Annotated in this window: 22 protein-coding genes; 4 read left to right on the top strand and 18 right to left on the bottom strand. The window is 37.6% G+C overall.

Translation table 11 applies throughout. From position 1 onward, the window contains the following. Positions 1 to 127 precede the first annotated feature (127 nt). Entirely contained in the window at positions 128 to 1,132 is a 1,005-nt protein-coding gene (locus GHC26_RS14005) for a proline racemase family protein (protein WP_226376952.1), read from the bottom strand. Positions 1,133 to 1,253: 121 nt separating this feature from the next. Here GHC26_RS14005 and GHC26_RS14010 point away from each other — a divergent pair, with 121 nt between their 5' ends. Both GHC26_RS14010 and GHC26_RS14015 read left to right on the top strand, forming a co-directional pair. Next, entirely contained in the window at positions 1,254 to 2,363 is a 1,110-nt protein-coding gene (locus GHC26_RS14010; protein WP_163971876.1) for a M24 family metallopeptidase, read from the top strand. A gap of 37 nt (positions 2,364 to 2,400) precedes the next feature. Further along, positions 2,401 to 3,396, top strand: a complete 996-nt coding sequence (locus GHC26_RS14015) for a proline dehydrogenase family protein (protein WP_163971877.1) — start codon at positions 2,401 to 2,403, stop codon at positions 3,394 to 3,396. A 30-nt stretch (positions 3,397 to 3,426) separates the two neighbouring features. On the opposite strand, the gene GHC26_RS14020 is transcribed toward GHC26_RS14015, so the two are convergent. From GHC26_RS14020 to GHC26_RS14040, 5 genes are all read right to left on the bottom strand, one after another. Then, positions 3,427 to 4,359 carry an ABC transporter permease gene (locus GHC26_RS14020; RefSeq protein WP_163971878.1) on the bottom strand — a complete coding sequence of 311 codons (933 nt, stop codon included), beginning with the start codon at positions 4,357 to 4,359 and terminating at the stop codon, positions 3,427 to 3,429. 11 nt (positions 4,360 to 4,370) lie between these two features. Further along, positions 4,371 to 5,372: an ABC transporter permease gene (locus tag GHC26_RS14025; RefSeq protein WP_163971879.1), complete on the bottom strand. Its 1,002-nt coding sequence runs from the start codon at positions 5,370 to 5,372 to the stop codon at positions 4,371 to 4,373. An 81-nt stretch (positions 5,373 to 5,453) separates the two neighbouring features. Beyond that, on the bottom strand, positions 5,454 to 7,142 hold the full coding sequence (locus tag GHC26_RS14030) for an ABC transporter substrate-binding protein (protein WP_163971880.1): 1,689 nt from the start codon (positions 7,140 to 7,142) through the stop codon (positions 5,454 to 5,456). 56 nt (positions 7,143 to 7,198) lie between these two features. After that, positions 7,199 to 8,167 (bottom strand): ABC transporter ATP-binding protein, encoded by a 969-nt coding sequence (locus tag GHC26_RS14035; protein ID WP_163971881.1) that lies wholly within the window; start codon positions 8,165 to 8,167, stop codon positions 7,199 to 7,201. After that, the gene (locus GHC26_RS14040; RefSeq protein ID WP_163971882.1) at positions 8,142 to 9,158 is read right to left on the bottom strand and encodes an ABC transporter ATP-binding protein; all 1,017 of its coding nucleotides are present in this window, start codon (positions 9,156 to 9,158) and stop codon (positions 8,142 to 8,144) included. The genes GHC26_RS14035 and GHC26_RS14040 overlap by 26 nt, the downstream gene beginning before the upstream one ends. 482 nt (positions 9,159 to 9,640) lie before the next feature. On the opposite strand from GHC26_RS14040, the gene GHC26_RS14045 reads away from it, so the two are divergent. Continuing rightward, positions 9,641 to 12,103: a M64 family metallopeptidase gene (locus tag GHC26_RS14045; RefSeq protein ID WP_163971883.1), complete on the top strand. Its 2,463-nt coding sequence runs from the start codon at positions 9,641 to 9,643 to the stop codon at positions 12,101 to 12,103. A gap of 87 nt (positions 12,104 to 12,190) precedes the next feature. On the opposite strand, the gene GHC26_RS14050 is transcribed toward GHC26_RS14045, so the two are convergent. From GHC26_RS14050 to GHC26_RS14070, 5 genes are all read right to left on the bottom strand, one after another. Next, positions 12,191 to 12,391: an alpha/beta-type small acid-soluble spore protein gene (locus tag GHC26_RS14050; RefSeq protein ID WP_163971884.1), complete on the bottom strand. Its 201-nt coding sequence runs from the start codon at positions 12,389 to 12,391 to the stop codon at positions 12,191 to 12,193. Between the two features lie 130 nt (positions 12,392 to 12,521). Then, positions 12,522 to 13,520: a sodium:calcium antiporter gene (locus GHC26_RS14055; RefSeq protein WP_449866951.1), complete on the bottom strand. Its 999-nt coding sequence runs from the start codon at positions 13,518 to 13,520 to the stop codon at positions 12,522 to 12,524. A 322-nt stretch (positions 13,521 to 13,842) separates the two neighbouring features. Beyond that, positions 13,843 to 14,307, bottom strand: coding sequence for a hypothetical protein (locus tag GHC26_RS14060; protein WP_163971886.1), 465 nt, complete (start codon positions 14,305 to 14,307; stop codon positions 13,843 to 13,845). A gap of 150 nt (positions 14,308 to 14,457) precedes the next feature. Beyond that, positions 14,458 to 14,625 (bottom strand): hypothetical protein, encoded by a 168-nt coding sequence (locus GHC26_RS14065; protein ID WP_163971887.1) that lies wholly within the window; start codon positions 14,623 to 14,625, stop codon positions 14,458 to 14,460. Positions 14,626 to 14,852: 227 nt separating this feature from the next. Continuing rightward, positions 14,853 to 15,788, bottom strand: coding sequence for a DMT family transporter (locus GHC26_RS14070; protein ID WP_163971888.1), 936 nt, complete (start codon positions 15,786 to 15,788; stop codon positions 14,853 to 14,855). A gap of 61 nt (positions 15,789 to 15,849) precedes the next feature. Between GHC26_RS14070 and GHC26_RS14075 the strand changes: the two genes are divergently transcribed. Next, positions 15,850 to 17,226: a hypothetical protein gene (locus GHC26_RS14075; protein ID WP_163971889.1), complete on the top strand. Its 1,377-nt coding sequence runs from the start codon at positions 15,850 to 15,852 to the stop codon at positions 17,224 to 17,226. A 46-nt stretch (positions 17,227 to 17,272) separates the two neighbouring features. On the opposite strand, the gene GHC26_RS14080 is transcribed toward GHC26_RS14075, so the two are convergent. From GHC26_RS14080 to GHC26_RS14110, 7 genes are all read right to left on the bottom strand, one after another. Beyond that, positions 17,273 to 18,103: an aldo/keto reductase gene (locus GHC26_RS14080; protein WP_163971890.1), complete on the bottom strand. Its 831-nt coding sequence runs from the start codon at positions 18,101 to 18,103 to the stop codon at positions 17,273 to 17,275. Positions 18,104 to 18,894: 791 nt separating this feature from the next. After that, entirely contained in the window at positions 18,895 to 19,221 is a 327-nt protein-coding gene (locus GHC26_RS14085; RefSeq protein ID WP_163971891.1) for a hypothetical protein, read from the bottom strand. A gap of 85 nt (positions 19,222 to 19,306) precedes the next feature. Further along, entirely contained in the window at positions 19,307 to 19,783 is a 477-nt protein-coding gene (locus GHC26_RS14090; RefSeq protein ID WP_163971892.1) for a hypothetical protein, read from the bottom strand. A gap of 660 nt (positions 19,784 to 20,443) precedes the next feature. Then, the gene (coaW, locus tag GHC26_RS14095; RefSeq protein WP_163971893.1) at positions 20,444 to 21,256 is read right to left on the bottom strand and encodes a type II pantothenate kinase; all 813 of its coding nucleotides are present in this window, start codon (positions 21,254 to 21,256) and stop codon (positions 20,444 to 20,446) included. A gap of 31 nt (positions 21,257 to 21,287) precedes the next feature. Then, positions 21,288 to 22,079, bottom strand: a complete 792-nt coding sequence (locus GHC26_RS14100; protein ID WP_163971894.1) for an SDR family oxidoreductase — start codon at positions 22,077 to 22,079, stop codon at positions 21,288 to 21,290. 921 nt (positions 22,080 to 23,000) lie between these two features. Then, positions 23,001 to 25,037 (bottom strand): prolyl oligopeptidase family serine peptidase, encoded by a 2,037-nt coding sequence (locus tag GHC26_RS14105; protein ID WP_163971895.1) that lies wholly within the window; start codon positions 25,035 to 25,037, stop codon positions 23,001 to 23,003. Positions 25,038 to 25,095: 58 nt separating this feature from the next. Further along, entirely contained in the window at positions 25,096 to 26,934 is a 1,839-nt protein-coding gene (locus GHC26_RS14110; protein ID WP_163971896.1) for a M3 family metallopeptidase, read from the bottom strand. Positions 26,935 to 26,949 lie beyond the last annotated feature (15 nt).

Genomic DNA, 26,949 nt, shown 5'->3' on the forward strand with positions numbered 1-26,949 from the left:
TTTTTCTATATATTAAAAAGTTATACACCCTTTTACGAAGAGTGTATAACTTATTTATTCGTTTACTTTAATGTTAAAATCTAATATATCTTGCAATATCATATAGAGTACAAAGTAATCTCTACTTCTATTCCAACCTAAACCCCTCAGGCATTTCATCTCGCTCATCTACAACAAATTGGTGAAGCCCTGTAATTCGTGCTGTTCCTGAAATCATTGGTACAACAGCTGGATAGTTTTCTACTTCAGTAGGTTGAATGATCTCTCCTTTAAAAATACCTCCAGTAATACTTTCATGTAGGAAAGTGTCCCCCTGATTAAACTCACCTCTGTCAAACAAATTTGCCACTCGAGCACTTGTCCCTGTCCCACATGGTGAACGATCAATTTGTCTATCCGCAAAAATGGTGACATTGCGTAAATCAGCATGACCATTTACGGCATCGTCTGAAAAAATGACACCGTAAATATCTTTTAAATCATTTTGTAAAGGATGTTGAACATTACTATTTTTCTCTATAAATAGCTTTATTTTCTTACCCCAATCCTGTAATGCTGGTAAACACTCATTGTTGACCTTTAACCCTAATGCTTTACTGTCCAATATGGCATAAAACGCTCCACCGAACGCAATGTCAACATGAAATGATTTACCATCTAACTGAATTGGATAATCTTTTTTATATACAAATGATGGAACATTTTCAAAGGAAACCTCCACCACTTTCTGACCATCACAAACTGCATAAGCGATGACTTCTCCAGCTGGACTATCAATAACAAATTTTCGCTTATTACTTGTTACAGGGTATTTTCCAGTCTCCACTACCATTGTCACCGCCGCAATAATTCCATGACCACACATGGTGCTCCAGCCCTCATTATGCATGAATAATACGCCAAAATCAGCATGATCTGATGCAGCTGGAGTGATGATACAGCCATACATTCCGTGATGTCCTCTTGGTTCATTCATCAGGACTTTTCGAATGTGATCCAAATACTTTATACAATATGCTCTTCGCTCAGGTTGCGAGTCTCCTTTTATTTCTGGAAGTCCTCCCGTTATAATCCGAAGTGGTTCTCCTGCCACGTGCATATCAACGGTTGACACTAATCGATTAAAATTCACTTTTCGTCCCCTCCTATCATTATACTTGCAATTTTTATACCAAATATTAATTTTCAGTAAACTATTGTGGAATACTTCTTGCATGGTATATAATGTAATTAGTGCATTAGGAGGTTTTTTTATGACAATTGATTATCTTGATAGATTACAGACTTTGCAGGAACGTTTACTAGAAAACAAGATTGATGTGGCAATGATCACAGCCCCTGCAAACGTTTTCTATTATACTGGATTTAATTCTGATCCACATGAACGATTTATGGCATTAATACTAGATAATAGAAAGCAGACATTTACATTATTTGTCCCATCACTAGATAAAGAAATTGCGGATCAGGCTTCTTCTGTAAAAAACATTATCCCAGTTTCTGATGATGAAGATCCATTTAAAAAATTACAGGAGCATATTGGAGGTACTGTTTCAACATTTGGTGTGGAGACAAAAACAGTTAGTATGTTTCAGCATCAGCGAATGAATGAGTCCTTTCCAGAAGCAAACTATACCGACATAGAACCTATTATTAATAAACAGCGTTTGAAAAAAACGCGTGAAGAAATGGTATATGCACAAAAGGCCGTAACCATCATTGAAAAAGTGCTCAGAGACGGAATCAAACAAGTGAAACCTGGTATGACAGAATTAGAAGTAACAGCTGAACTAGAATATTTAATGAAGAAACACGGAGCACTTGGACCCTCCTTCTCGACAATCGCACTAGCTGGGGAAAAAGCTGCCCTGCCACACGGTGTACCAGGAAACCGGAAGCTAAAACATGGTGACTTCTTACTAATTGATATGGGTGTAGAAATAGAAGAAGGCTACTGCTCTGACATTACTAGAACCTTTATTATTGGAGAAGCCTCCACAAAACAGCAAGAAATCTATGATATTGTTTTACGGTCCAATCAAGCTGGAATAGATGCAGTGAAGGCTGGTGTTCCATTAAAAACTTTTGATATTGAAGCAAGAAAAGTCATCGATGAAAGTGGTTATGGACAATACTTCAATAATCGCATCGGACATGGTTTAGGCATTGAAGTCCATGAAGCGCCATCCATCCATGAGAATAATCAACAAATCTCTGAAAGCGGTTTATTTTTCACAATAGAACCAGGGATATATATTCCCGAATATGGTGGAGTCCGTATAGAAGATGAAGTATATATTAATGAAAATGGGGATTGTGAAGTTATTACCTCCTTCCCAAAAGAACTGCAGATTATATCATAATCCATTCACTAATAAATCCTACAGGGGGAATTACAACATGTTATTAAAAGACTTTTTTATTGGCTTATCACAAAATCAGCAATTAAATAGCCTAGCACAAAACTACGGAAAACACTTAGGTGCTAAATCAGTTGTTGCAGGAACGACGATCGATGAAATGATTGAAAGTGTTAAAAAACTAAATGCACAAGGAATTGCAGCTACAATTGATAATTTGGGTGAATTTGTATCAGAGGAAAAAGATGCCATCCAAGCAAAGGAACAAATTATTAATGTAATAGATGCAATCCAAGATCATGACGTAGACGCTCACATTTCGCTTAAACCAACACAACTTGGCCTTGATATTGACTATGACTTTTGTTACAACAACTTAAAAGAAATAGTCGATCATGCAAACAAATTTGATATATTCGTTAACTTTGATATGGAGGATTATGGCCACCTAGCACCATCCTTCAAATTAATCGACGAGCTTTCAAAGGAATATAATAATATCGGCACAGTTATTCAGGCATACTTTTTTGAATCAAAAGATAACGTTGAAAAATATAAAGATTATCGTCTCCGTCTTGTAAAAGGAGCGTACAAAGAGCCCGAAGAAGTAGCATATCAAGATAAAAACGATATTGACCAAAATTTCATCGAATTAATTGAATCTCATCTACTAGATGGGAAGTTTACGTCAATTGCTACACATGATCATCATATTATTAACAAAGCAAAAGCATTTGTGAAACAACACAACATTCCAAAAGAGCAATTTGAATTCCAGATGCTATATGGCTTTCGCAAGGATTTACAACAGGAGCTTGTAAATGAAGGGTATAATGTTTGTACGTATGTTCCATTTGGTGATGATTGGTATGGCTACTTTATGAGACGACTAGCTGAGCGTCCGCAAAATATCAATCTTGTAGTCAAACAAGTATTTAATAAACGGACCAACACGATGATTGGTATCGGAGCAGGAGCATTTTTATTAGGACGATTAACAAAGAAAAAACAAAAAGAAAAGAAAGATGCTAAATAATAGCATCTTTCTTTTTCTTATATACCGTATTTAGTTCTTCATTTTCGGATCAAGTGCATCACGTAATCCATCACCTATTAAATTAAATCCTAAAACAACTAACATGATGGAAATTCCTGGAACAATTAATGTCCACGGTGCTAGTTGAATGAAATCACGTGAGCCTGCTAGCATTGCACCCCATTCAGGTGTAGGTGGTTGAGCACCTAATCCTAAGAAGCCAAGTGCAGCTGCATCTAATATGGCTGTACCAAATCCTAACGTAGCTTGTACGATAATCGGTGCAGCACTATTAGGCAAAATATGATGAAGTATAATACGGCCACTTTTCATTCCTTGTGCCTTAGCTGCCATAATAAATTCTTCTTCACGTAAACTAATTACCTTTGACCTTACAAGTCTTCCAAAAATTGGTATATTGATAATCGCGATCGCAATTAGTGCATTTTGCAGGGAAGCACCTAAGATTGCTACAATAGCAATGGCTAACAAAATACTAGGGAAAGCTAGTAATATATCAAAAATACGCGATATAATCGTGTCGATCCATCGTCCAAAATAACCTGCAATAATACCTAATAACGTACCAAATACTAATGCACCAGTTACCGCAAAAAAACCAACCTGCAGGGAGACTCTTGCACCATAAGCGATTCTGGCAAAAATATCTCTTCCAACATCATCTGTCCCAAACCAATGCTCAGACGATGGCGGCTGTAAGCGATTCACTAAGTCCTGCTCCTCATATGAATAGGATGTGAACAAAGGTGCAAAAACGCCTAGTATAATAAAAAATAAAATAATCACGAATCCCGCAATAGCAAATCGATTCTTCCGTAATTGCTTTAGGGTATCTTTCCATGGTGATGTTTCTTCTATATTATCCTCTTCTACTTGCTGATCAACACTTGCGGGGTTTGTTATTGGTTGTTGTTCTTGTTTCTCCTCTTTTTCTGTTTTCATTCTAACACCCCCTAGTATTTAATCCTTGGATCAATGTAAGTATATAAAATATCAACAATTAAATTGATCATGACAAAGAGAAACGCAATTACTAAAATACCAGATTGAATCACTGGATAATCCCTATAGTTAATCGCCTCAAATACATAGCGACCAATTCCAGGCCAACTAAAGATGGTCTCTGTTAGGATCGCTCCTCCCAAGAGAACACCTGTTTGAAGACCGATTACCGTCAACACTGGAATCGTGGCATTTTTCAAGGCATGTTTATAAATAACTAGGAATTGGCCAGATCCTTTTGCACGGACAGTTCGGATATAATCAGATTGCATCACTTCTAACATACTAGAACGAGTCATTCTGGCGATAATCGCCATTGGAATCGTTCCAAGTGCAATACTAGGCAAAATCAAATGCTTTAACACTGTTAGGGCCCTTGGAAAGTCCAAATGAATGAGTGAATCTAGAACATAGAAATGAGTAATTGGTGCAATCGGATCCCTACTATTTTCCCTACCATATGCAGGTAACCATCCGAGCTCTTGTGCAAACACCCATTGTTCCATTAAAGCTAACCAAAATACAGGCATCGAAACCCCAACTAACGCAAACATCATCGCTAAAAAATCAAACCAGGAGTTTTGTTTCCATGCACTAATAATGCCAGCATTGACACCTATGAAAATGGCAAATATCATCGCAAAAAATGTTAATTCAAACGTCGCTGCAATGTGGGGCCAAATTTCATCTGTAATATCGGTTTTAGTACGTAAGGATGTTCCTAAATCCCCTTGCAGTAAATCAGTTATATAAATTCCATACTGGACAATATATGGTTCATTAAGTCCCATGTTTTCCTCTAATGTTTCAATGGACTCTTGTGTTGCTGTTTCTCCTAGTATGGTTTGTGCAGGGTTTCCTGGTATTAAGTGCACGATAGAGAAGGTAATCAATGTCATTCCAAGTAATACGGGTATAAGCTGTAGTAATCGTCGCATAATATAGGCAGTCATATTTTTCACCCCAATTCTTATGTAACACCTTAACTTGGCTAAATATGAAGGGGTAGTAGATGCTACTACCCCTTTAAGTGATTAATTCTCGATTTCAACCTCTTCTAACGGATCACTCGTAGATGGATGTGCGATGAAGTTTTTCACTTCACTCTTAGCTGCTACAAGAGGTGTAGAATGCACCATATTTACCACTGGGACATCTTCATATATTATCTCTTGCGCTTGTTTATACAATTCTGCACGCTCATCCTGATCAATCGTTTGAGCTGCTTCATCAATTAACGCATCAACCTCTTCATTTTGATAGAAGGAACGGTTTTCCCCACCAATACTATCGCCATGTAATAGGCTTCCAAAGAAGTAGTCTGGGTCACCATTAGATCCTGACCACCCAAGTAAGAACAGCTCTTGTTCTCCCTGAGATGTTTTTTCTAAATAAGGAGCCCATTCTTCTCGTACAATGTTCGCCGTAATGCCGACTTCTGCCAAATTGCTTTGAACAATTTCTGCTACGGTCTCAGGGTCTGGCATATATGGTCTAGAAACTGGCATTACCCAAAGATCAATTTCAAAACCATCTTCAAGACCAGCTTCTGCTAATAGTTCCTGCGCACGATCCGTATCATATCCATAAGGATCAAGTTCATCGTTATATCCTAAATAGTTAGGTGGAATTAAGTTAACTGCTGGCGTTGCATAGCCTGCATACAAAGCTTCTACAATAGATTCTGAGTCAACTGCGTAACTAATAGCTTGACGTACTAATTTATCATCTAATGGTGCTTTTTCATTATTCATCCCTAAAAATCCAACATTATTTTCACCACGTACATGTAGCTCCAATCCTTCTTCTGACTCAATACCTGCTGCATCATCTGGATTTACATCATCAATAATGTCTACTTCCCCAGAACGTAGTGCGATTAGACGTGCAGAGTTTTCTGGAATGACCTCATAGATCACTTGGTCTAATTTTGGCAGACCATCTTTACGATAATCTTCAAACTTCTCTAAAACAATTTGATCATCCTTCGTCCAACTAACAAATTGAAATGGACCAGTACCTACTGGATTTTCAACAATATCAGGTCCATACTCTTCTAAAGCAGCTGGAGAAGTAATTGCAAAATAATGCATTGCCATATTTTGTAGGAATGACCCTTGTGGTTCTTTTAAGACAAATTCAATTTCATAATCACCGACCACATTAATTTCCTCGATGATATGACCTTCATCCCCTTTGAACCCACCAAACATCGTTCCATATAATGGATAAGCAAACCCTTCATCAGTAAAAGCATATTCATGCTCTGGATCTGCCCAGCGTTCAAAATTAACCTTTACTGCTTCAGCATTGAATTCTGTACCATCATGGAATGTAACACCTTCTTCTAGGAAGAATGTATAATTTAATCCATCATCTGATACTTCCCAGTCATGAGCAAGACCTGGAACAACTTCAAATGAATCTCTTTCATAGTCTAGAAGACTATCAAAGATGTTTTTCGTAACACGGGAAGCTTCCCCATCTGAGTTACTGGCAAAGTCTAAACTGGTAGAATCTCCTCCACGAGCAAATACTAATACTTGATCTTCATCAGATTCGGTATCTCCTTCAGACCCTTCACTTGCACCTTCTTCATTTTCTGTCTCGCTTCCTTCGTCTTCTGTAGAGCTTGTGTCTGCTCCACCATCACCACTACATGCTGCCAGAAATAATACAAATGCCAGCATTAAGGTGACTAGAAATGAATACTTCCACTTCATTCTGTTTCCCCCTTTTTTATTAAGTAATTTATAAGATTCCACTTTATTACACACACCTAAGTATACAAATGGCATGCAACAAAATGGTTATCTTCAACCTCTTCAAACTGTGGCCTTACTTCCTTACAGATATCCATTGCTCGTGGACATCTTGTATGGAATGCACACCCTGTCGGTGGATTGGAAGGACTTGGTACATCTCCTTCCAAAATCACTCGTTCTCGAACTTCATCAGGATCTGGTGTTGGTACGGCTGATAAAAGTGCTTGTGTGTATGGATGTTTTGGATCCTCATACAATTTATCTTTGTCTGTTAATTCAACCATACGCCCCAAATACATCACACCGACACGATCACTGATATGTTTTACAACACTTAGGTCATGTGCAATAAAAACATATGTAAGATGGAATTCCTCTCGCAGTTCTTGCATTAAGTTTAAAATCTGTGACTGAACCGAAACGTCTAATGCAGATACTGGCTCATCACAAATGATTAACTTCGGATTATTTGCTAATGCTCGAGCAATCCCTATTCTCTGTCGTTGTCCACCACTAAATTGGTGGGGATATCTCGAAGCATGATAACCACTCAATCCCACTACTTCCAGCAATTCTTTTACCCGCTTTTTTCGGTCTTCACTAGATGTCATTCCATGGACAAGTAATGGTTCGCCTACTATTTTTTCAACGGTATGCCTTGGGTTTAGGGAGGCATACGGATCCTGAAAAATGATCTGCATGTCCCTTCTTAGTTTCCGCATTTCTTCAGGATCCAAATGTGTGATATCTTGATCTTCAAACTTTACTTCACCATCCGAAGGCTCAATTAGGCGTAAAATGGATTTTCCAGTTGTTGATTTACCACATCCTGATTCTCCAACAATCCCTAATATTTCACCTTCCATAACAGTGAATGAAACATCATCGACGGCCTTTACTTCTCCTACTTTTCGACCAAATACGCCACCTTTAACATCAAAATACTTTTTTAGTCCATTAATTTCTAATAGTGGTTTCGGCATTTTTGGTAACATCCCCTTCTGTCTCATCATTTAGGAAGCAGCGACTACTGCGGTTATTTTCCAGCTGAAATAATTCAGGATCTTCTTGAAAACATCGCTCGAATGCAAATTCACAGCGAGGTGCAAAGCGACAACCTACTCTCCCCATTTTTGGCTTTGGTACTGTACCTGGAATGGAGTAAAGCTTTTGTTCTTTTTGCTTCATATTTGGTAATGATCGAATTAATCCTTTGGTATAAGGATGATTAGGAGATTTTAGTATTTCTCTTGTTGTCCCTTCTTCAATCACTTTACCTGCATACATGACCACTACCCGATCACATATTTCAGCCACCACACCTAAGTCATGTGTAATTAACATTATGGCTGTTTCTTTTTCTTTATTTAAATTGCGCATTAAATCTAATATTTGTGCTTGAATGGTTACATCCAATGCTGTAGTAGGCTCATCGGCAATTAATAACTCTGGATTGCAGGCCATTGACATGGCTATCATTACCCGCTGACGCATTCCACCTGATAATTGATGTGGGTATTCATCAACAACCTGATCTGCTCTGGGAATACCTACTAACTTCAATAATTCTATAGACCTATTACGCGCCTCCTTTTTAGAAATTTTTTCATGTAACCGTAATCCTTCTATAAGTTGGTTACCAATTGTAAATAATGGGTCTAAAGATGTCATAGGTTCCTGAAAGATCATCGCGATTTCGTTCCCACGTATTTCTTTCATTCGTTTTTTGGAAGCGTGTACAAGATTTTCATCTTTAAAATTAATTTCACCATCTACTATTTTTCCTGGTGGATTAGGAACTAATTGCATAACCGACAAAGAGGTTACACTTTTTCCGCAACCAGACTCACCAACGACACCCACAACTTCTCCTTTATGTACGGTTAAACTAACACCATCTACTGCGGGTACTTCCCCACTATCCGTGAAAAAATGAGTATGTAGATCTTTTAATTCTAGTACTACATCAGACATAGGACTTATTCACCTCTTTGGGTTCATTAAATTTTGTATAATTAAAATTATCAAGTATTTATATATTATCAATATACAGAAAACTTTTGTCGTTAGCAAGTCTTATTATAAATTTAGGAAAAATGCAAATCTAAATATGATATATAGCACCTTTTATATGAGCATATTACATGCCCCCAACTTAATATAACCTAATTCCTCGGTTAACGATAAATAGATCAGGCAGAAGAAAAATCGAAATCTAACACAACAACTTGATTAGTACATTCTTCTACAGTAAATAAGATTCATCTATTACATTTAGCACTTTATACTTATTAATCACTGTTAATCTGGTTTTTTTCAATTTTCGACATAACTAGTAGTACTATTTTATTAATTTTCAAAATATACAAAAATCATATTGAAAGCGATTTTCTTTCTGTTAACATTAAAAGTACACAAGGCCTTGTGAATACCTTTAATAGAAAGGATATAGATAAATGTTCAAAAGACGCGCTGGTATTATTTCTTCGCTACTTGTGTTGACACTACTATTTTCAAACTTGGGGTTTATCGAAAGTAATCTAGGAATACAAGAAGCATCAACTGTTTCAGGTGAAGAATTGGAAGTTGGCGATGTGAATATCGTTCCGCTTCAGGTAACTGGTCCAGCCGATGAACGGCTTAATTTGGTTATTTTTGGTGATGGTTATACTCCAGATGAAATGGATAAGTTTCGCACAGATGTGGACAGGAACCAAAACGTTCAATGGAGTGTCGAACCATTCCGTAGTTACCGGAATTACTTTAATGTTTACATGGTAGAAACGCCTTCAAGGGAATCTGGCGTTAGTTGTGATCCTGACGATGGAAACGTTCGTCGTGATACAGTATTTAATCTTCAATATGTTTGGAACGGTGACTGTCCAGCAGATGAACTAGCACGTGGTCTTTACTATGGTGATGGTGGAAGAGAAGCAGCAGATGAGATAATCGAAGAACACATAGCACCAGAGCTTGGAATTCCAGCAGATGCTCAAAACATCCAGACATTGGCGATTGGTAATACCTTTACTTATGGCGGAATAGGTGGGGTTAATGCAACGACCACAGGTGGAAGTCCACAGGGACCACTTGTTTCCCTACATGAGCTAGGACACTCACTTGGGAATCTAAGAGATGAGTATGCATATTCTAATCGTGATGTTCCTGGAGGACCTCATGGTGATTATGAACCACAATCATTCCATCACACTCGCATGACCTCTGAAGAGATGATTGAGCAGGAAGCTAAATGGTGGCGCTGGCTAGGAGAAGAGAGTGAATCTGGCGGAATCATCCGTGCTGCCGACCCTGATGGCTATGAGAGTGGAGCTTTACACAGTTCCAATGTATGGCGTCCTAGTAACCATTCAATGATGAGGCATACTGGATTCTACTTTGATCAAGTAGGTAGGGAACACATGACACAACGAATTACTGGTATGCGTGATGCTGGAGTAATGCCTCTACGCTCAACACCTGAGGGAGAAGTTGGGTTTGATGATGTAGTCTGGGTACAAACTATGCACCCAAGATTCCATATGTTAGACGTAACTTGGGAGGTAAATGGTAACGAAATAGAAAATACGAACAATACACGATATCTAGATCTTGCTAACCTTGATCTTGAAAATGGAGATACTGTTAAAGTAACAGTAAAAGATCAAACTGAGTTTGTTCGAGACCCAGAATACTTGGATGGCCCTCGCATGACACAAACAAGAGAGTGGGAAATTGGTGAGTCTCAAGAAAATACTGTAAACGAAGTGAAATTTACCAATCATTCTCCAACTGGACATGCATTAGCAAAAGATGAAATTGCCTTTGTGGAAACTACTAATCCAAATAATCGTATATTAGAAGTGACATGGAATCTCAATGGGGTGGAAATTTTAGATTCAAATAATACTAGACATCTAGATTTAAGTGAATTTGACTTACCAAGCGGTGCATCTGAACTAACAGCAACTGTAACAGACCCGTCAAACCCTGAAAGTAAATCTGATACAATTACCTGGACTGTTGATAATGGACTTCCAACAGCACCAAAAACACTGTCAGATCCGCTCACGACTGTAACTGAAAATGATGAGCATCATATTTATTTTAATGAATTTGATATGTTACTTGAACCAGAAGATGATCAACCAGGTTTCGTTGTAGGTGAATTCCGTCTGAATAAAGATGGATGGTATAACTACTTTGGGTTCCCTGATGAACCTGAAGGAACACCATTTAACTTTTCACACTCAGGTACTGATATCAAGGCTTTAACCTATGGTAACTTAGGAACTGGTGGTTTATCAAAAGTAACCTTTGAACAGGAATATACAGAGGATGATCCAGGCGGTCCATTTATTCCAGGGTTTGGTAGCCATACAGTAGAACATCGTGCAATTGATGCAGCAGGTAACATTGGTGAAGCTGATGAATTCCAAGTAACTGTCCTTCCTGGAGAAACACCTGAGTGCAGCACAACGGTTACTGGCAAACACAATGGTGGGTTAGTCGTAAGTGATGGTGTAACCTGTGTAGAAGATGCTGATGTAAAAGGTGGTATAACGATTGAAGAGAATGCTTCATTAGTGGTATTTGACAGCTCAATTAAGGGTGGAATTACGTCTGATGATGCAAATATCGTACAATTATTCGGAAGTTCGGTTAATGGAAAAACAAAAATTAATGGAACACGGCAAGATGTAACTCTAGCAGGCAATACATTTAATGGTGGTGTTACACTAACTGATAATAATCAAGTCTCCGCAAATAAAAAATATGGAGAGTATGGACCAATTTTTGCTGGTAACAAAGTAAATGGGCTATTTTCTAGTTCAGGTAACAACACATCTATTGCTGACTTTGGAGCACCAAATAAGATGAAAAAAACGAAAGGAACACAAAGTAAGAATTTAACCAATTAATATTAAAAATGGCAAACAATCCTATTTGTTTGCCATTTTCTTTACAAAAGAGAACCCTTATTAAGGGCTCCCTTTTTAAATTTTTCACTATTTGTTTCCATTTGTAATATCTTGTTCGGCAATTTTAATCATACGTTTAACCATTTCCCCACCAACTGATCCGTTTTCACGTGCTGTGGTGTCTGCTCCTGGCTGGACACCAAATTCATTTGCAATTTCCTGTTTCATTTGTTCCATTGCATTTTCCGCACCAGGCACTAACAATTTGTTACGATTGTTGCTTGCCATGACTAGATCACCTCTTGTGGGATAGTTTAGTTGTGAACAGTTATTATTGCTGACTAACTGTTCAACCCTTATTGTATGAGGTCTGAGCAGTTTTACACCTGTTAAATAAAGGATGTATTAGCAACAAGTACTATCCAACAAAAATAATGTACGAAACAATAAAGTATCCCAAGAAAATAATTAATGACGGCATGATATAGCGTAATACGGATTCAGACTGTTTACGACCTAAGGCAACCATCACAACCAAAGACATAATTAAAATACCGATTGAAGTAAAAATATGGGACCCAGATACTTCTGCTAGAATAGATCCACCTCGATAAACAATATCTGATATAGCTAAGATAAGCATATTAAACATATTACTACCAAGAATGGATCCGATCGCTAGGTTCACATTTTTTAATCGTAACGCAATAAAGACAGAAACTGCTTCTGGTAAGGAGGTAGTGGCAGCAATTAAAAAGCTCCCAACAAAGCTTGACCCCATTCCAGTTACAAGAGCAATTTTATCCCCCATGATGGATAGAACAGTTCCCGCTCCCATAATGACAATCGCTGCAATGATGAAACCAATAATTGCGCCTTTTGCCGTAACCGAGGATTCTTTCTTTTTTATTACACTTGTGTCCGCTTTAATTGCGTTCTCATCTACTGGTGGGGCTGGTAATTTACTGATAATGAACATGCCAAACACGTAAACTGCAGCAATAATAAGAGCGTCAATACCAATCCCAAAAATGATAAAGTCAATCCGTAGTAGTAATGCTAATGTTACCAATAACGTTAAAATCAATCCGAGTGTCGCTGAATGAAGATGACTGCCACTTCCTAGATGAAATAGCTGTTTTCGTCTAAAATAAAGGTCAAAACTAGCCAAAATAAAAAAGTTAAATAAGTTTGATCCTAGCATATTTCCAATTGCAATATCTGGATTTCCGATAATCACTGCTGAAAAACTAGTAGTGACTTCAGGAAGGGAAGTTGCTCCTGCTAACAGGACGGTACCAACTAACATCCCGCCCATAGCCGTTTTCTCACTAATAATATCTGCAAACTGAGATAATTTCCTTGCTGAATATACTGTTACAACTGCTGCTAAAATGAAATAGATAAAAACCAACACAAATGCCCCCTAAGTTATCTGCCAATGCTTGTAATCTTAACTTTACCCTAAAATTGTTATTTTTATCATGTCATACGATTCAAAAAGTAAAAAAAGGTGTGCCTTCCAAATGGATATACACACCTTTGACCTATTCGTATTCATTTGCCAATTCCTAGGCGAACCTCTCCACCTAAACTAAAGATTTTGATGGAGCAGTCCTCTATAAATTAGGCTCTTTTCACATACTTTGTTGTTTTCTACGACGCATAATACATCTTATATGCAAGACGTTTCATACTAGAAAGCAACAATATTTTTAGAAAACAGCGATAAAGATTAATCATTTTTTATAATCCCACAAAATTGTCCATTCTCCCCCTTCTTTTGCTGCATACACATCCTGTACAATGGTGAAATTCCCATATTTTCCCTTAAACACTTGTGAAACGGGTATATGATAAACTGTTCCAATAGACTCCGTATTTTCCTCCATTTTCCAATTTGTCACTTTTGATGCGTCTCCCAAAGAATAGGAAAACGTTTCTACATCAAAATGATTTAAAAATACATGTGCACGATCTTGTAAGTAATGACCTTTATCAAATTTTTCTTTCATATATGGGTGAAACATGGTATAGGATTCCGAAAAAGCACCTTCCTGTTCATAGGCATAAAATGTATCAACCGCTTTTTTTGCTTGATGCTCGGGAGACGTTAAGAGGAAAATCATAGTGGATACCCCTGCTATAATGATCACAGACAGGATTAACACCATATAGTTTATTCCACGTTTTTGGCGTTTCATACATATTGTCCCCTTTTTTAGTCAGTTACTTCATTTCTATTCAGAAGACATTTTATTTAGTATTTTTGTCCAAATAAAAAGAGCAGTTCGAGGATAAACTACTCTTTTAAGGTAGGAAATTAGGGGACAAAGAGGCATCTTGGAGGAAAATCATTTCTTGGTGAATTGGCTAGTAGTTGTTTGGATAGGTTGATTAGATAAATCGGCAATTCTTCGATTCATCGAGCCAATGATTGCAACTAATTGGGTTATCGTCTCTTCATGCTGCTGTACCTTTCGTCTGAGCTCATTATAGGTTTTCCAATCCCACTCATACATAACACCTCTCCTTTCTATTTTTGTTGTACCTTAGTTATAGCACGAATCACAAAAATGGCCTAATCCACACTTTCCAATTTTCGATAAGAAAAGTAAACAAAAAACAACAAAATATGTCGATCTTTTTAATAATTATGTCATTTTAACTTCCTTTTCTTCCTGAAATTAAATTTTTTATTAATCGTTCGACATAATCGTTCGACATCTTTCGACAAACTTATTCCACACTAAGAAATTCGCTCTTTAATTTGTTGATTACCTTTAGATTTACGTTCATGCGTTGTTAACATAACACCACCCATAACGGCTAATGCTCCTACTATTTTAGCGCCTGTAACCGTCTCTCCTAACCATACTGATGCTCCAATCATCGTAACCACTGGTAAGAAGTTCAAAAAGATCGAGGCTTTGGATGCGCCTAATTGTTGGACAGCGTGATTGTACATCAAGATTGCGATAAAAGAAGGAAAAATACCTAAATAAATTAGTCCTCCAATATGTGCATTACTACCTAAAGCAGTTGGAATACCGACAACTAGCCACTCTACCATCACAAAAGGGAATAATACAATTACCGAAATACCTGTCATAACCAGCATTGCAGCATAAGACGGAAAAAGAGGCATGTATTGTTTGACAAATACGGAATAAATCGCCCAGCAGCCAATTGCAAGGATCATAATACCATCCCCGACATTCCAATCCATCGCCAATAGTTGCATTACATTCCCATCTATGACTACCCAAACAGCACCAATAATTGATATAATCATGCCAATCCATTGAAACGATTGAATATGTTCTTTTAAGATAATAGCACTTAATAAAACAGTAACTACTGGAATGGCCGTTTCAAGTACGGATACATTCGTTGACGTGGTAAACTGTAAGGCAGCATAAATTAATGTATTAAAAAAGGTTATCCCTGATAATGTCATGATTAGGAACGGTTTTTTATAGGCCATAAATTGCTCACGATATTGCAATGCTTTTCGAAATCCTATTGGAAACAAAACGATAAAAGCTACTACTAATCGAAAAAATGCTATCGTAAACGGCGGAAGTTCATTAATCGCCTTCCCTGTCAAAATATTTCCTGCAAAAAAAATAACAACGAAAATTAACAATATGTATGAATAAATATCATCCACCCCTTCCCACATAGTTCGAACTCCTTGTTAAAATGTGGTATAGTAAAACTACATACTGAGGAGGGATTGGAAAATGACGACAGATCATCACATCCAAATTCAAATCAATAAAAAGCAGATAACGGTAACACCCCAGCAATTTGTTCTATACAAACAAAGTAAAGTAATTGAAGTTATAGACAAGCAACAAAAAACCTATTACCTTCTTTTCTATAAAAACAACTTTTTAAATGGCTTTCAAACAAATGCCATTAAACCTAACACATATCTACACCGTGCTTTAACGAATGGAATAAGCTTTAGTGGTGAACATCCATTAACCATTCACTTCCTACATCAAAACCATTCTTTCCAATTTGTCAAAGCTCCATTATTTATCAAACACGTTCAAAAAGCATACTCTCCCATCGAAACTGCCTTAATCATGACAATTTGCGATTCCCTTATCCCGTTAGAAACAATCCAAGAAATGATAAAAAACACCTTTTATGAATACCGTCGAAATGGGAAAACACTTGCAGCCTATAAAGTCCTCACAATTGCTATTCATTATAATCCAACAGACCAATTTGCACTCGATATGCTACGTAATATGGAATTCCAAAAATATGACCGCTTATACCAAGATATGATGAAAGTCTATTCAAAAGATCCTATTTATACAGAATTCGTCTGTTTTGAACAGTTAGAGAAGGACGAAAAAGTTGACTTATTAGTCCAATTATATAAAGAACAAGGCCGCTTGATCGATGAATTGGCAATACGTCTTACAGCACTCAAAGCGAATTTTACGAATGACAAATTTAACACCTTAGAAACCATGCTTCAATCATTCAGTCCTGAAGAGCAATTTGTCATACTACAGGAGATCCAAGAAACTTCTTCTGCACCTGCATTAACCGAAAAAGTGTTATCCATCCTCTTAACGGTTGGAAAACCAAATGACCTTGTTGATTTTACGATGTCATCCAATTACAATCCAACAAATGAACAATTACCTACCTTTGTAAAAAGTGTCGAGCAAGCAGACCGTACTGTTCTCAAGTCCTACTTCCATAATGGAAATAAACGACTTTTACAGCTTAGTGCTTCAGACTCTAAAACGTTAGAAAAATTAGTAACTCCATTTATTTCATCCTTTTTAGACCAACATTCCTTAGAAGAAATTGATCAATGGTTGGTACCATTCCGCCATGCAAAGATTCACCTTCCAATTGAGCAAAAAATAAAGAAAATGCAAGCTTTAGCAGATGATCCTGATCAACAATATACACTAGGTGAATTATACATGGGTCTCAAGCAATATGAAAAATCAATCGATTGCTTTAAATGGGAAATGGAGCTACACCCCGAAAACCCAAAACCAGTAAAATACTTAGCAAAAATTTATCAAGAACTAGATCAGCCAGAAGAAGCATCTGCATATAAACAACTTTTAAAACACATGTAAAAACGAGCATTATCCAGTGGTATATGGATAATACTCGTGATACGAATTATGAATCAAAGCTATCTGGATTTGAACCACTTCTGTCATTCCGATTTAATGCATCGATCCGATTCATTTCTTCTTCTGTTAAAGCGAAATCGAATATAGACGCATTTTCTTTAATACGATGTGCTTTCGAGGATTTTGGTATTGTAATGACATCATGTTGAATATCCCATCGTAATATGACTTGTGCGGGTGATTTCCCGTACTTGTTAGCAATTTCGGTAATGGTTGGCTCTTCTAAAAGCTGTCCTCGTTTAAGTGGTGACCATGCCTCTAGTTGAATATTTTCTTGCTGACAGAAGGTTCGTAAATCCTCTTGTGTAAGGTGTGGATGGAACTCAACTTGATCTATGACAGGCTTGTGATTACTATCTGCCATTAGATCCTCTAAATGATGGACATGAAAATTACTGACACCAATGGCACGTACTTTTCCTTCTTTATATAATTTTTCGAGTGCACGCCAAGTTTCTTTATACATACCTTTAACAGGCCAGTGAATTAAATATAAATCCAAATAATCTAGTCCTAGTTTCGAAAGACTTTCGTCAAATGCTTTTAATGTATTCTCATACCCCTGTTGGTCATTCCATACTTTAGAGGTGATAAAGAGTTCCTTTCTTGGGATATTGGATTCCTGGATGGCTTGACCTACTCCAGCTTCATTATCATAAAATGACGCGGTATCAATACTGCGATATCCATAATCTAAAGCAGCTTTGACAGCTTGGATTACAACATCCCCATCTTCCACTTTATACACACCTAAACCAAAACCTGGCATTTGAACGCCATTATGTAGTGTGACCGTATCCTGTAAATGTTTGATCATCATTTCTACCTCCAACTCCTAAAGTAACACGCTACTTTTAATCATACTGATAATCGCAAGCTGACTCAACTATCCCATATGTTATATTACATATTTGGAAACCTGTTTTCTTATAAAAACTCGCATTCACTCGTCCTTAGCAAATGTGTTCGTTTTACTTATACTTGGGACATTAAAATTTTAAACTTTCCTAACGTGTGAAAAATTGTTCCTTTCCGCACCCTTTTTGAGTGTTTTATTGGACAGTTGATAGATATTACGACGTAACATAGCGTAGTTGATTTCCGCTTCGGACAAATAGTTCACTTTCGACGGAAATTAATTTGCTATCAATGTTTACATATAAATAACAGAACGAGGATTACAAACCATCCTCCAAACAGGGGTTTTTCGGCAAAGAACGGAATGACGATTCAGACTAACATTTATCATCGTGATAAACGGAGGTCAAGTACGACGGTGAGAAAGCAATAAAGTATGTATAAAGACAAACGAACAAAAGCGCAAGCGCATTGTTCACCCCCGATTAGAAAACTTGGCTTTTCGCCAAGTGGCGAAAGCCTTAGTTGCACTTATGCAGTAAGAAATTTTTTCTTATCTGCCAAGCATAAGCCAAGCCTCGACGTGGCGCTTTTTGCGCGTAATGTGGATTGGCTTATGACCTCGAGGGGGGTAGGCGCTTGAGCTGGGCGTGACTGTTACTGTATATGAACAAAATAAAGCCAACTTTTTATACATTCTTATCTTTAAAAAAAGCCATGTGCTAACATGTAGCCATGGCTCCAGAGTATCTATGAATGATCTTCACTGTGATGTTCTTCTTCTATAAATGTTTCCGATCTTGTGTGATCATGAATATCACAATAGTAAACGACCGTTTTTATTTCATAGGATAAATTACATGTCCGGGTTCGTTGGATAAAGTTTTTCCAATATGTAAATTCATGAGAACCTGCTTCAATTACATTCGTCTCAGAACTATATTGCTCCCAATTGTGTTCAATAGTATCTGACTCTTGACCATATTCCTCTGCTACTGTTGTATCCATTGTGATTGCTCCCATTAGCATCATCATACCAACCAATAGAAATACAATTTTAGGGATGTGCAGTTTCATGTTTATCACCACTTTTTAAAAAGGTATATATGCTCAGTAAGGTAATATACCCAACGATCAATAAAATATACCTAAATAGTGGGGATTATAAAATAATATGTATGGCTAGTAGGAAAAACAAGGCCATCCCAAAATAAATATGAGCCCTTCGCTTTTTTACACTTGGCTTAATCAGACGTAACCAACCAGTTGTGACCATACCTACTAAGGCAATTCCAGTCACAAATCCACTTAAAAATGTTGGATTTTCCCAATAAAACCCATATAAATGAATGACTAGTATGGCATGAATGATGATAATAACTAACGCTAACGTACCAACCCACCTATGATATGGGACAATTTTTTTCGATAAGCTGGCCAGTTTAATTTTCACATTTCGATCTGGCGTATTTCGGATCGTAGAAAATACAGCTTGTCTTGTCCAATTAAACAAAACAAACAGTGCTCCCAATAAACCTGCTAATAAATGAATGGGAACCCCAGAAAAGGAACTCTTTGATATGACATGCCAAATTGCAATACCGACTAAAACAATATTGGCATAAAACCACTTACTCATTGTTGTCCTCCATCAATTATGAAAGTAGAAACGGGATGTAGTATAACTCTTTACGTAGAAGTATATCACTTTTTTCCTACTTATTATAAGTAGAACAATTTTCTTAACAAAAATAATCCTTTCGTTCATATACGAAAAGATCATTCCTCATTCTTATTCTTTGGCCGTTTTCTAGAAGTTTGTTGCTATTAGGTATGAAACATCATGCATATAAGATGGATTATACGCAATACCTAAACCGTTGATTTCCACTTCGGACAGTCGCTTTCACCACGGGCATAAGTGCGACATCTGTTCAAGCTTTTGTTTTCACAGTGTCTTCTTTACCTCAGGCACGGCCTCAGCCTCCTCGGAAGAAGACCACTTCCTGCTCAGGTCTAGACACGTGCTGTTCCTGCAGGAGTCGACTGTCCTACGCTCCAATCACTAAAATAAGCTATAATTTGCTGTGTATTTGGAACTCATTTCTAGCGAAGGAAAACACGAAGACTCCTGCGGAAAAACGAGCCTAAGAGACCCCGCAGTGTGGGTTCCACGAGGAGGCTCGTGGAGAGTCCCGTGGAAAGCGAAGTGTTTTCCGTAGCGGTAATTAAATCTAAATTTTACGTCGTATAATATAGATTAAACGTAATAGAAAACAACAAAGTATACGAAAAGAGCCTATTCTTTTGCAAGCAATGCACCGATTGCTCCAGCATGAGACCCTTTATCTAAAAAGATTGGATCATACGGCAACATCTCTTGAAAAGATTCCAATACTGTTTTAAGAGGTGTATTCCCATTTAGGGTACTACCGATAAAAACAAGTGATTTCATATTATGTGAAACAGCTACTTGTGTAGCAAGCGTTAATAATGATTCTCCGATTAGTTGAACCACACTTGCCATATGGTCTTCCTTTGTTGCGTGATCATTTAAATGTGCCTTTCCTAAGTTAGCAGCTGTTAATTCCCCTAAAATAGGTGTGTCAGTATTCCCTGTATAAATATCTTTAACGAGTAAGTCACTTTGTTTTTGATCCCCTTTATTAGCAAGCTGTACCAAGTTTGAAAAGGTTCTTTCTCCTGTTAGAAGGTGGCCTAACCCCATAAAAGTGCCACCACCAATACCACTTCCAAGCACCCGTTCATAGGAATTCGATTGAACTGCAAACATTGATGTTCCCGTTCCAATACTCACTAATAAGTACGGATCTACTTCTTTCCAATTTCTCTCCGTTTGTAATAAATAACGAGTGCCTTCCACTAGTGCTTGAAACTCATCCATATATTTAACGGGTAAGGATGTTCGTTCCCCTACTTCCTCCCTGCGTCCACCTGTTAACAATAATTCCGCATTTGATGCTGTAATTGCTAACCACTGGATCATTGCATCCATTTCCGTATTGGAATATGTTTTGGTATGAAGCGTTCCTTGTTCCATATACGCAAGCTTGGTTAGAGAACCACCAGCATCGATTCCAATTTGTTTCATACAAATTCACTTACCTTTCGCTTGTAAAATATTACAATGCTTTAACCATTCCACCGTCTATTACGAAGGATTGTCCTGTCATATACGTATTTGCTTGTGAAGATAAAAAGACAACGATTTTGGCAAATTCTTCAGGTTCTCCATATCGTCCCATTGGAATTTTCTTTGCTGTTTCTTCTTGTAAATCCTCTATTGAAACATTTACCTTTTCTGCTTTAATGGCATCTAGTTCCCTCACTCTATCAGTCAAAATGCGGCCTGGTCCAATCGTATTAATTTTAATATTATCAGCTGCTAATTCTTGTGACAGGCTTTTAGCAAGCCCAACTATCCCAGAACGGAATGTGTTTGATAGAATCAAGTTATCAATTGATTGTTTAATAGATGAGGAAGCAATGTTAATGATATGGCCACTTCCTTGCTTTTTCATATGTGGTATGACTTCCCGAATTGCTCGAATATAACTGAGTAAATTTAATTCAAAGGCATGCTGCCAAGTGTCATCCTCGAAATCGTCAAACCCACCAGCTGGGGGGCCTCCTGCGTTGTTTATTAGTACATCGATTGTACCATTTCGTTCCACAACTGCTGATACTAACGCTTTAATGGATGCTGGGTTTGTTATGTCGCATACTTGATAATCTACATTAGTATTTCCTGTTTCTTCTTTAATCTTCTCTGTTACAGTTTCTAACGTTCCCTTATCACGACTAGATAAAAAAACATGTGCACCTTCTTTTGCAAATTGGTAAGCTGTTGCTTTTCCTATCCCTTTACTGGAAGCGAGCACGAGTACCGATTTTCCAGCCAACCCTAGGTCCATACTAGTCCCTCCTTTTTTGTTTAAAGATCTTTTTCACATATATAGTTGCTTTCGTGAATTTGTGTATTCTATATAATGCGCAGTAAATTAAAGCCGTTGATTTCCACTTCGGACAGTCGCTTTCACCACGGGCATAAGTGCGACATCTGTTCAGACTTTACGTTTTCACAGTGTCTTCTTTACCACGGACAACGCTTTTAGCTTCCTCTATAGAAAAGCGGAAGCGCCTTGGTCACCCTCGATTAGAAAACTTGGCTTTTCGCCAAGTGGCGAAAGCCTTAGTTGCACTTATGCAGTAAGAAATTTTTCCTTATCTGCCAAGCTTAAGTCGAGCCTCGGCGTGGTGCTTTTTGCCACAAAGAGGATTGACTTAAGACCTCGAGGGGATAGGTGCTGGCCGATGATAACGCCACGTCCTTATGACTATCGGCACTAGGACGTCCTGTCCATCGAAGCTAGACACCGGAAGCAAAAACCGCTTCCTATGGGAACTTCAGCTGTTGTTTTTTCCGCAGGAGTCGACTGTCCTACGCTCCAATCAATACCGTATTAGCAATCTAAATGATAAGAATAAGAATTAACAAAGCTCAAATCAGATGAAAAACACGAAGACTCCTGTTTCGTCAGCTAAAAACGGTCACGTCCTGTGGCAGGTGCCGACACTAGAACGTCCTCCCAAAAGAAATACACTTTGCTTCGGCGATGTTTCGCTGTCGTAGCTTTCCTTGTCCTGTTCGTCGAAGTAAGCAAAGTGAGACCCCTAGAAACGTGTGACGAGTTGAGGAGGCTCACAGCTTACTTGCGGAAAGCGTAGTGTATTTCCGAAGCGGAGCAATGTGCATATTCTAGTTACAACACATAATCTATCAACCAAGCATTAAGATTCATACGAAAAAGCACAACAGGCTTGTTTGAAAAATATTAGATTGACACATTTAGTTCTTTAAATAGGAATGTAAATAGATCAGTTTGTTCTTCAATCCATTTTTCAGTTGGTTTACCTAGACCATGTCCTGCGTTTTTATCAACCCGTAATAGGATTGGGTTTTTGGGGTCGTGTTCTTGTAATGCAGCAGCAAATTTCGTTGCATGTAATGGAACCACCCGATCATCATGATCCCCCGTTGTAATGAGAGTAGGTGGGTATTCCGCATTAGGATTCACATTATGTAATGGCGAGTATTTATACATGAAATCAAAATGTTCTTTGTTTTCTTCTGCATTTCCAAATTCATTTATCCAAAATCTCCCAGCGGTAAATAAATGGAAACGGAGTGCATCTGTTACTGGAACCATACAAAGTGCTGCACCGAATAAATCAGGTCGTTGATTAATACAAGCACCTACTAAAAGTCCTCCATTACTTCTTCCCATAATCGATAGTTTCTTAGGGTTTGTGTATTTATGCTCGATTAGCCACTCAGCTGCAGAAATAAAATCATCAAATACATTTTGTTTCTTTTCGAGGGTTCCTGCTAAATGCCATTCCTCGCCATATTCACTCCCTCCACGAAGATTAGCCACTGCATATATGCCTCCATTATCCATCCACATCATGTTTGCTGGTGAGAAGGATGGGGTCATACTGATGTTATATCCACCATATCCAAAGAGTAATAGAGGATTGTCCCCATTTAATTCAATTCCCTTTTTATAGGTGATATACATCGGGATTTTCGTACCATCCTTGGAGGAATAAAAAATCTGTTTTGTTTCGAATTGATTGGATTTAGCGTAATCTTCCGGATCAACGATAGAATCTAAACGGTCGTTCTGATAGTTATATTGTACAATCTGATCAGGATGAAGAAATGAATGGTACGAAATTAAAATGTCTTCTCCCTTTTGATTTCCTTTTATATCCGTTACCGAAACAAACGTTGGTAGATCAATTGTTTTTAAGAAGGATCCATTTTTATCAAAAGTTTTCACGATGTGATAGGCATGATGCAAGTAAACGATGATAAACTTCTGATCAATATAGCGAATGAACGAAATGGTATCATCATTCTCAGGTACAACGTCTTTCCAGTTTTCTTTTTCTGGATTATTGATATCGATTGCAATAATTTTCCCTTTCGGTGCTTGATAGTTTGTATGCATATAAAATGTTTCTCCATCGTTTGCAATGAAGTCATAATTATCTTCCCCATCACTAATTAATGGAATAAATGAATCATCGCTGTTTAAAGAACGATAGTAGATTCTACTTTTAGGCTCAGTACCATCTGTCGCTTTTAAGATAAGATAATCTTCCACTACAATTGGAGAGAACGCTAATTCTTTACGATCTCGATCTTCGTAAACTAATTGATCTTCTTCTTGAGCTGTACCTAATTGATGAAAGTATACCTGGTTATGGTAACTAGCTTCGTTTTCTGGAACGGTATTCGGATCTGGATAACGACTATAGTAAAAACCGCTACTCTCCTTGTTCCATGCAATATTAGTAAAACGGCACCAGTTAATTACTTCTGGAAAATCCTTTTTCGTTTCTAAATCTTTTATTTTGATTTCTTGCCAATCACTGCCATTATAGGAAATCGCATATGCTAAATAACCATGATCTTTACTGAATGCCATACTAGTAATGGCAGCAGCACCTTCCTCATGAAGGGAATTTGGATCTACTATGACTTCTGGATTTTCTAAGTCTAGTGACGTTGAACGAGACAAGACAGGTTGATTTTGTAATCCATCATTTTGATGAAAATAATAGTAGTCTCCTATTTTTTCAGGTACCGTTACTTTTTCAAAATTGGTCCATTCTGTGATTTCCTTTTTCACCTTTTCTCGATACGAAATATTACCGAGATATTGTTGGGTTCTATTATTTTGCTCATCCGTCCATTGTTGCACTTCAGGGGATTGCATATCCTCTAACCAACGATAAGGGTCCTTCACCTTAGTTCCGTGGTAATCCGTTACGACATTTTCCTTTTTTGACGTTATACTCATCATATCTCATCCCTTCTAATGTTACTTTGTCCTTCTGAAATTAATTGAAATGATATTACTATGAAATTGGTTGAAAACTTGCTTCCAATTCATCAACAATCGTTCCAACACGGGCAATGGCTTTTTTGAGATTTTCAGTGGTAGACATTTCAAGCCCTGCCATTCGATATAGATCAAGACCGCTTTTATTTCCACCTTGTTTTAATACTTCCGTCCACTGTTTTCCTATTGCCTGACCTTCTTTTTGAATTCGTTCAGCCATAACCGTTGATGCGGAGATACCGACAGAGTAGGTAAATGGATAAAGTCCCATATAATAATGAGGTTGCCGCATCCATGTTAGATTTGCACCTTCATCTATTTCCACTGTATCTCCCCAGAACTCTGAAAGAATAGCACCTTTTGTTTTACTTATAATGGCTGTTGAAAGTGGTTGATTATTTTCAGCAAAGTCATATAATCTTCTCATTAATTCTGCTTCTAACACATGGGTCACACAATTATGGTGGTAACTCATCATTAAATACATATTCAACCAGCGCTTTAATCTCGGGTCATCTCGGTTTTCTTTTAGATAATCTACAATGAGTTGTTCCACAAGTGTGGAAGGTGCCTCCACAAATAAATGTGCTTGTGTATTGTTAATATAACGTTGATTTTTCATGGATAAAGAGAAATGCAAGGTATGCCCTAGTTCATGCCCTAGTAACAGCATGTCAAACAAATTTCCACCCCATGGATAAAAGGAATAGCCATGGACACCATGAACGCCACCACCAAAGGCAATCATTCGACGGCCAACGTTATCTCCCCTGTATACCCATCTTTCCGAAAAAACTCGTGCCATTTCATTTTGATACTCTGGACCTAATACACCAACTGCATCTGTAATAATTTCTCCAGCCTCTTTGTAGCGAATTGGTGGATCAAATTCAGGATCGAGTGGTGCTTTTACATCAGAAAACTGTAATTTATCTAATCCTAATTGTCTTTTTCTCAACCGTGCATAACGCTGCATGTGTGGAGAAAGCTCTTTTTGAAATGTATCCAAAATGTCTCCAAAGAATGAAGATGAAATTGCATCTGTCGCGTAAAATTGGTTTGGATCCGAATACTGTAACAACATATCTTTTGCAGAATCATAACCACGTAATTTAGCTAACGATATATTTTTCGTAATTTCACTTGTTAACGATTTCCCCAGTGTATGTTGATAGTTTTTTAAACCATTTGTAAGCGATTGATATGCATTTCGACGTAAAACCGTATCTGGTGATGTTTCAATTTGTGTCATGTACATATGTAACGAAACGGGATGTTCTTTTCCGTTTTTATCTTTAGCTGGTTCAAACTTCATATCGGAGGATGTAACCGCATGAAACATGACTTCAGGTACACGCAGTGTTTCAGATAAGGATGCTAATGTATTTTCCATATCAGATGTTAACGTATGGTGACGAACCTCATCTAAACGATCCAGAAACCGGTCAAATTCATGTATTCCTCCTTCTTCCTTTTTCCAATTGTCAATATCATTTTTGTCTACTTGTACTAATGCATTCGTAAAATTAGTAGTAACTTGTCCCCCTTTTGCAACTAATGATAAGGAACGACCCATTATTTCTTGATTTTCTGCATCTGATTCGTCCTCCGAAAATTTGTACATCGCATAGCTGGATACCCGATTTAAACGTTCCATTAACTGATCATAATCATTTAAACTATCGAATAACTCACGTGCAGTAGAAAGAGGAAATGGGTCACCACCAGCAAGCAAGTTATCAATCTGTTTTTCTACTTCTTGAAAGGACTGTTCCCATTTATCAACAGATGCAAATATCGGGGTAAGGTCCCATGTTTCTTCTTCTGGAATATCTTTACGCAGTATTTGTTTCATTTTTATACGCTCCTT

It is taken from the genome of Oceanobacillus halotolerans (assembly GCF_010993955.1).
In the GTDB taxonomy this organism is placed as follows: domain Bacteria; phylum Bacillota; class Bacilli; order Bacillales; family Amphibacillaceae; genus Oceanibacillus_A; species Oceanibacillus_A halotolerans.

Coding starts and splice junctions, on each gene's coding strand:
- GHC26_RS14010 (WP_163971876.1), top strand. CDS start 1,254: ATGACAATTGATTATCTTGATAGATTACAGACTTTGCAGGAACGTTTA.
- GHC26_RS14015 (WP_163971877.1), top strand. CDS start 2,401: ATGTTATTAAAAGACTTTTTTATTGGCTTATCACAAAATCAGCAATTA.
- GHC26_RS14020 (WP_163971878.1), bottom strand. CDS start 4,359: ATGAAAACAGAAAAAGAGGAGAAACAAGAACAACAACCAATAACAAAC.
- GHC26_RS14025 (WP_163971879.1), bottom strand. CDS start 5,372: ATGACTGCCTATATTATGCGACGATTACTACAGCTTATACCCGTATTA.
- GHC26_RS14030 (WP_163971880.1), bottom strand. CDS start 7,142: ATGAAGTGGAAGTATTCATTTCTAGTCACCTTAATGCTGGCATTTGTA.
- GHC26_RS14035 (WP_163971881.1), bottom strand. CDS start 8,167: ATGCCGAAACCACTATTAGAAATTAATGGACTAAAAAAGTATTTTGAT.
- GHC26_RS14040 (WP_163971882.1), bottom strand. CDS start 9,158: ATGTCTGATGTAGTACTAGAATTAAAAGATCTACATACTCATTTTTTC.
- GHC26_RS14045 (WP_163971883.1), top strand. CDS start 9,641: ATGTTCAAAAGACGCGCTGGTATTATTTCTTCGCTACTTGTGTTGACA.
- GHC26_RS14050 (WP_163971884.1), bottom strand. CDS start 12,391: ATGGCAAGCAACAATCGTAACAAATTGTTAGTGCCTGGTGCGGAAAAT.
- GHC26_RS14060 (WP_163971886.1), bottom strand. CDS start 14,307: ATGAAACGCCAAAAACGTGGAATAAACTATATGGTGTTAATCCTGTCT.
- GHC26_RS14065 (WP_163971887.1), bottom strand. CDS start 14,625: ATGTATGAGTGGGATTGGAAAACCTATAATGAGCTCAGACGAAAGGTA.
- GHC26_RS14070 (WP_163971888.1), bottom strand. CDS start 15,788: ATGTGGGAAGGGGTGGATGATATTTATTCATACATATTGTTAATTTTC.
- GHC26_RS14075 (WP_163971889.1), top strand. CDS start 15,850: ATGACGACAGATCATCACATCCAAATTCAAATCAATAAAAAGCAGATA.
- GHC26_RS14080 (WP_163971890.1), bottom strand. CDS start 18,103: ATGATCAAACATTTACAGGATACGGTCACACTACATAATGGCGTTCAA.
- GHC26_RS14085 (WP_163971891.1), bottom strand. CDS start 19,221: ATGAAACTGCACATCCCTAAAATTGTATTTCTATTGGTTGGTATGATG.
- GHC26_RS14090 (WP_163971892.1), bottom strand. CDS start 19,783: ATGAGTAAGTGGTTTTATGCCAATATTGTTTTAGTCGGTATTGCAATT.
- coaW (WP_163971893.1), bottom strand. CDS start 21,256: ATGAAACAAATTGGAATCGATGCTGGTGGTTCTCTAACCAAGCTTGCG.
- GHC26_RS14100 (WP_163971894.1), bottom strand. CDS start 22,079: ATGGACCTAGGGTTGGCTGGAAAATCGGTACTCGTGCTCGCTTCCAGT.
- GHC26_RS14105 (WP_163971895.1), bottom strand. CDS start 25,037: ATGAGTATAACGTCAAAAAAGGAAAATGTCGTAACGGATTACCACGGA.
- GHC26_RS14110 (WP_163971896.1), bottom strand. CDS start 26,934: ATGAAACAAATACTGCGTAAAGATATTCCAGAAGAAGAAACATGGGAC.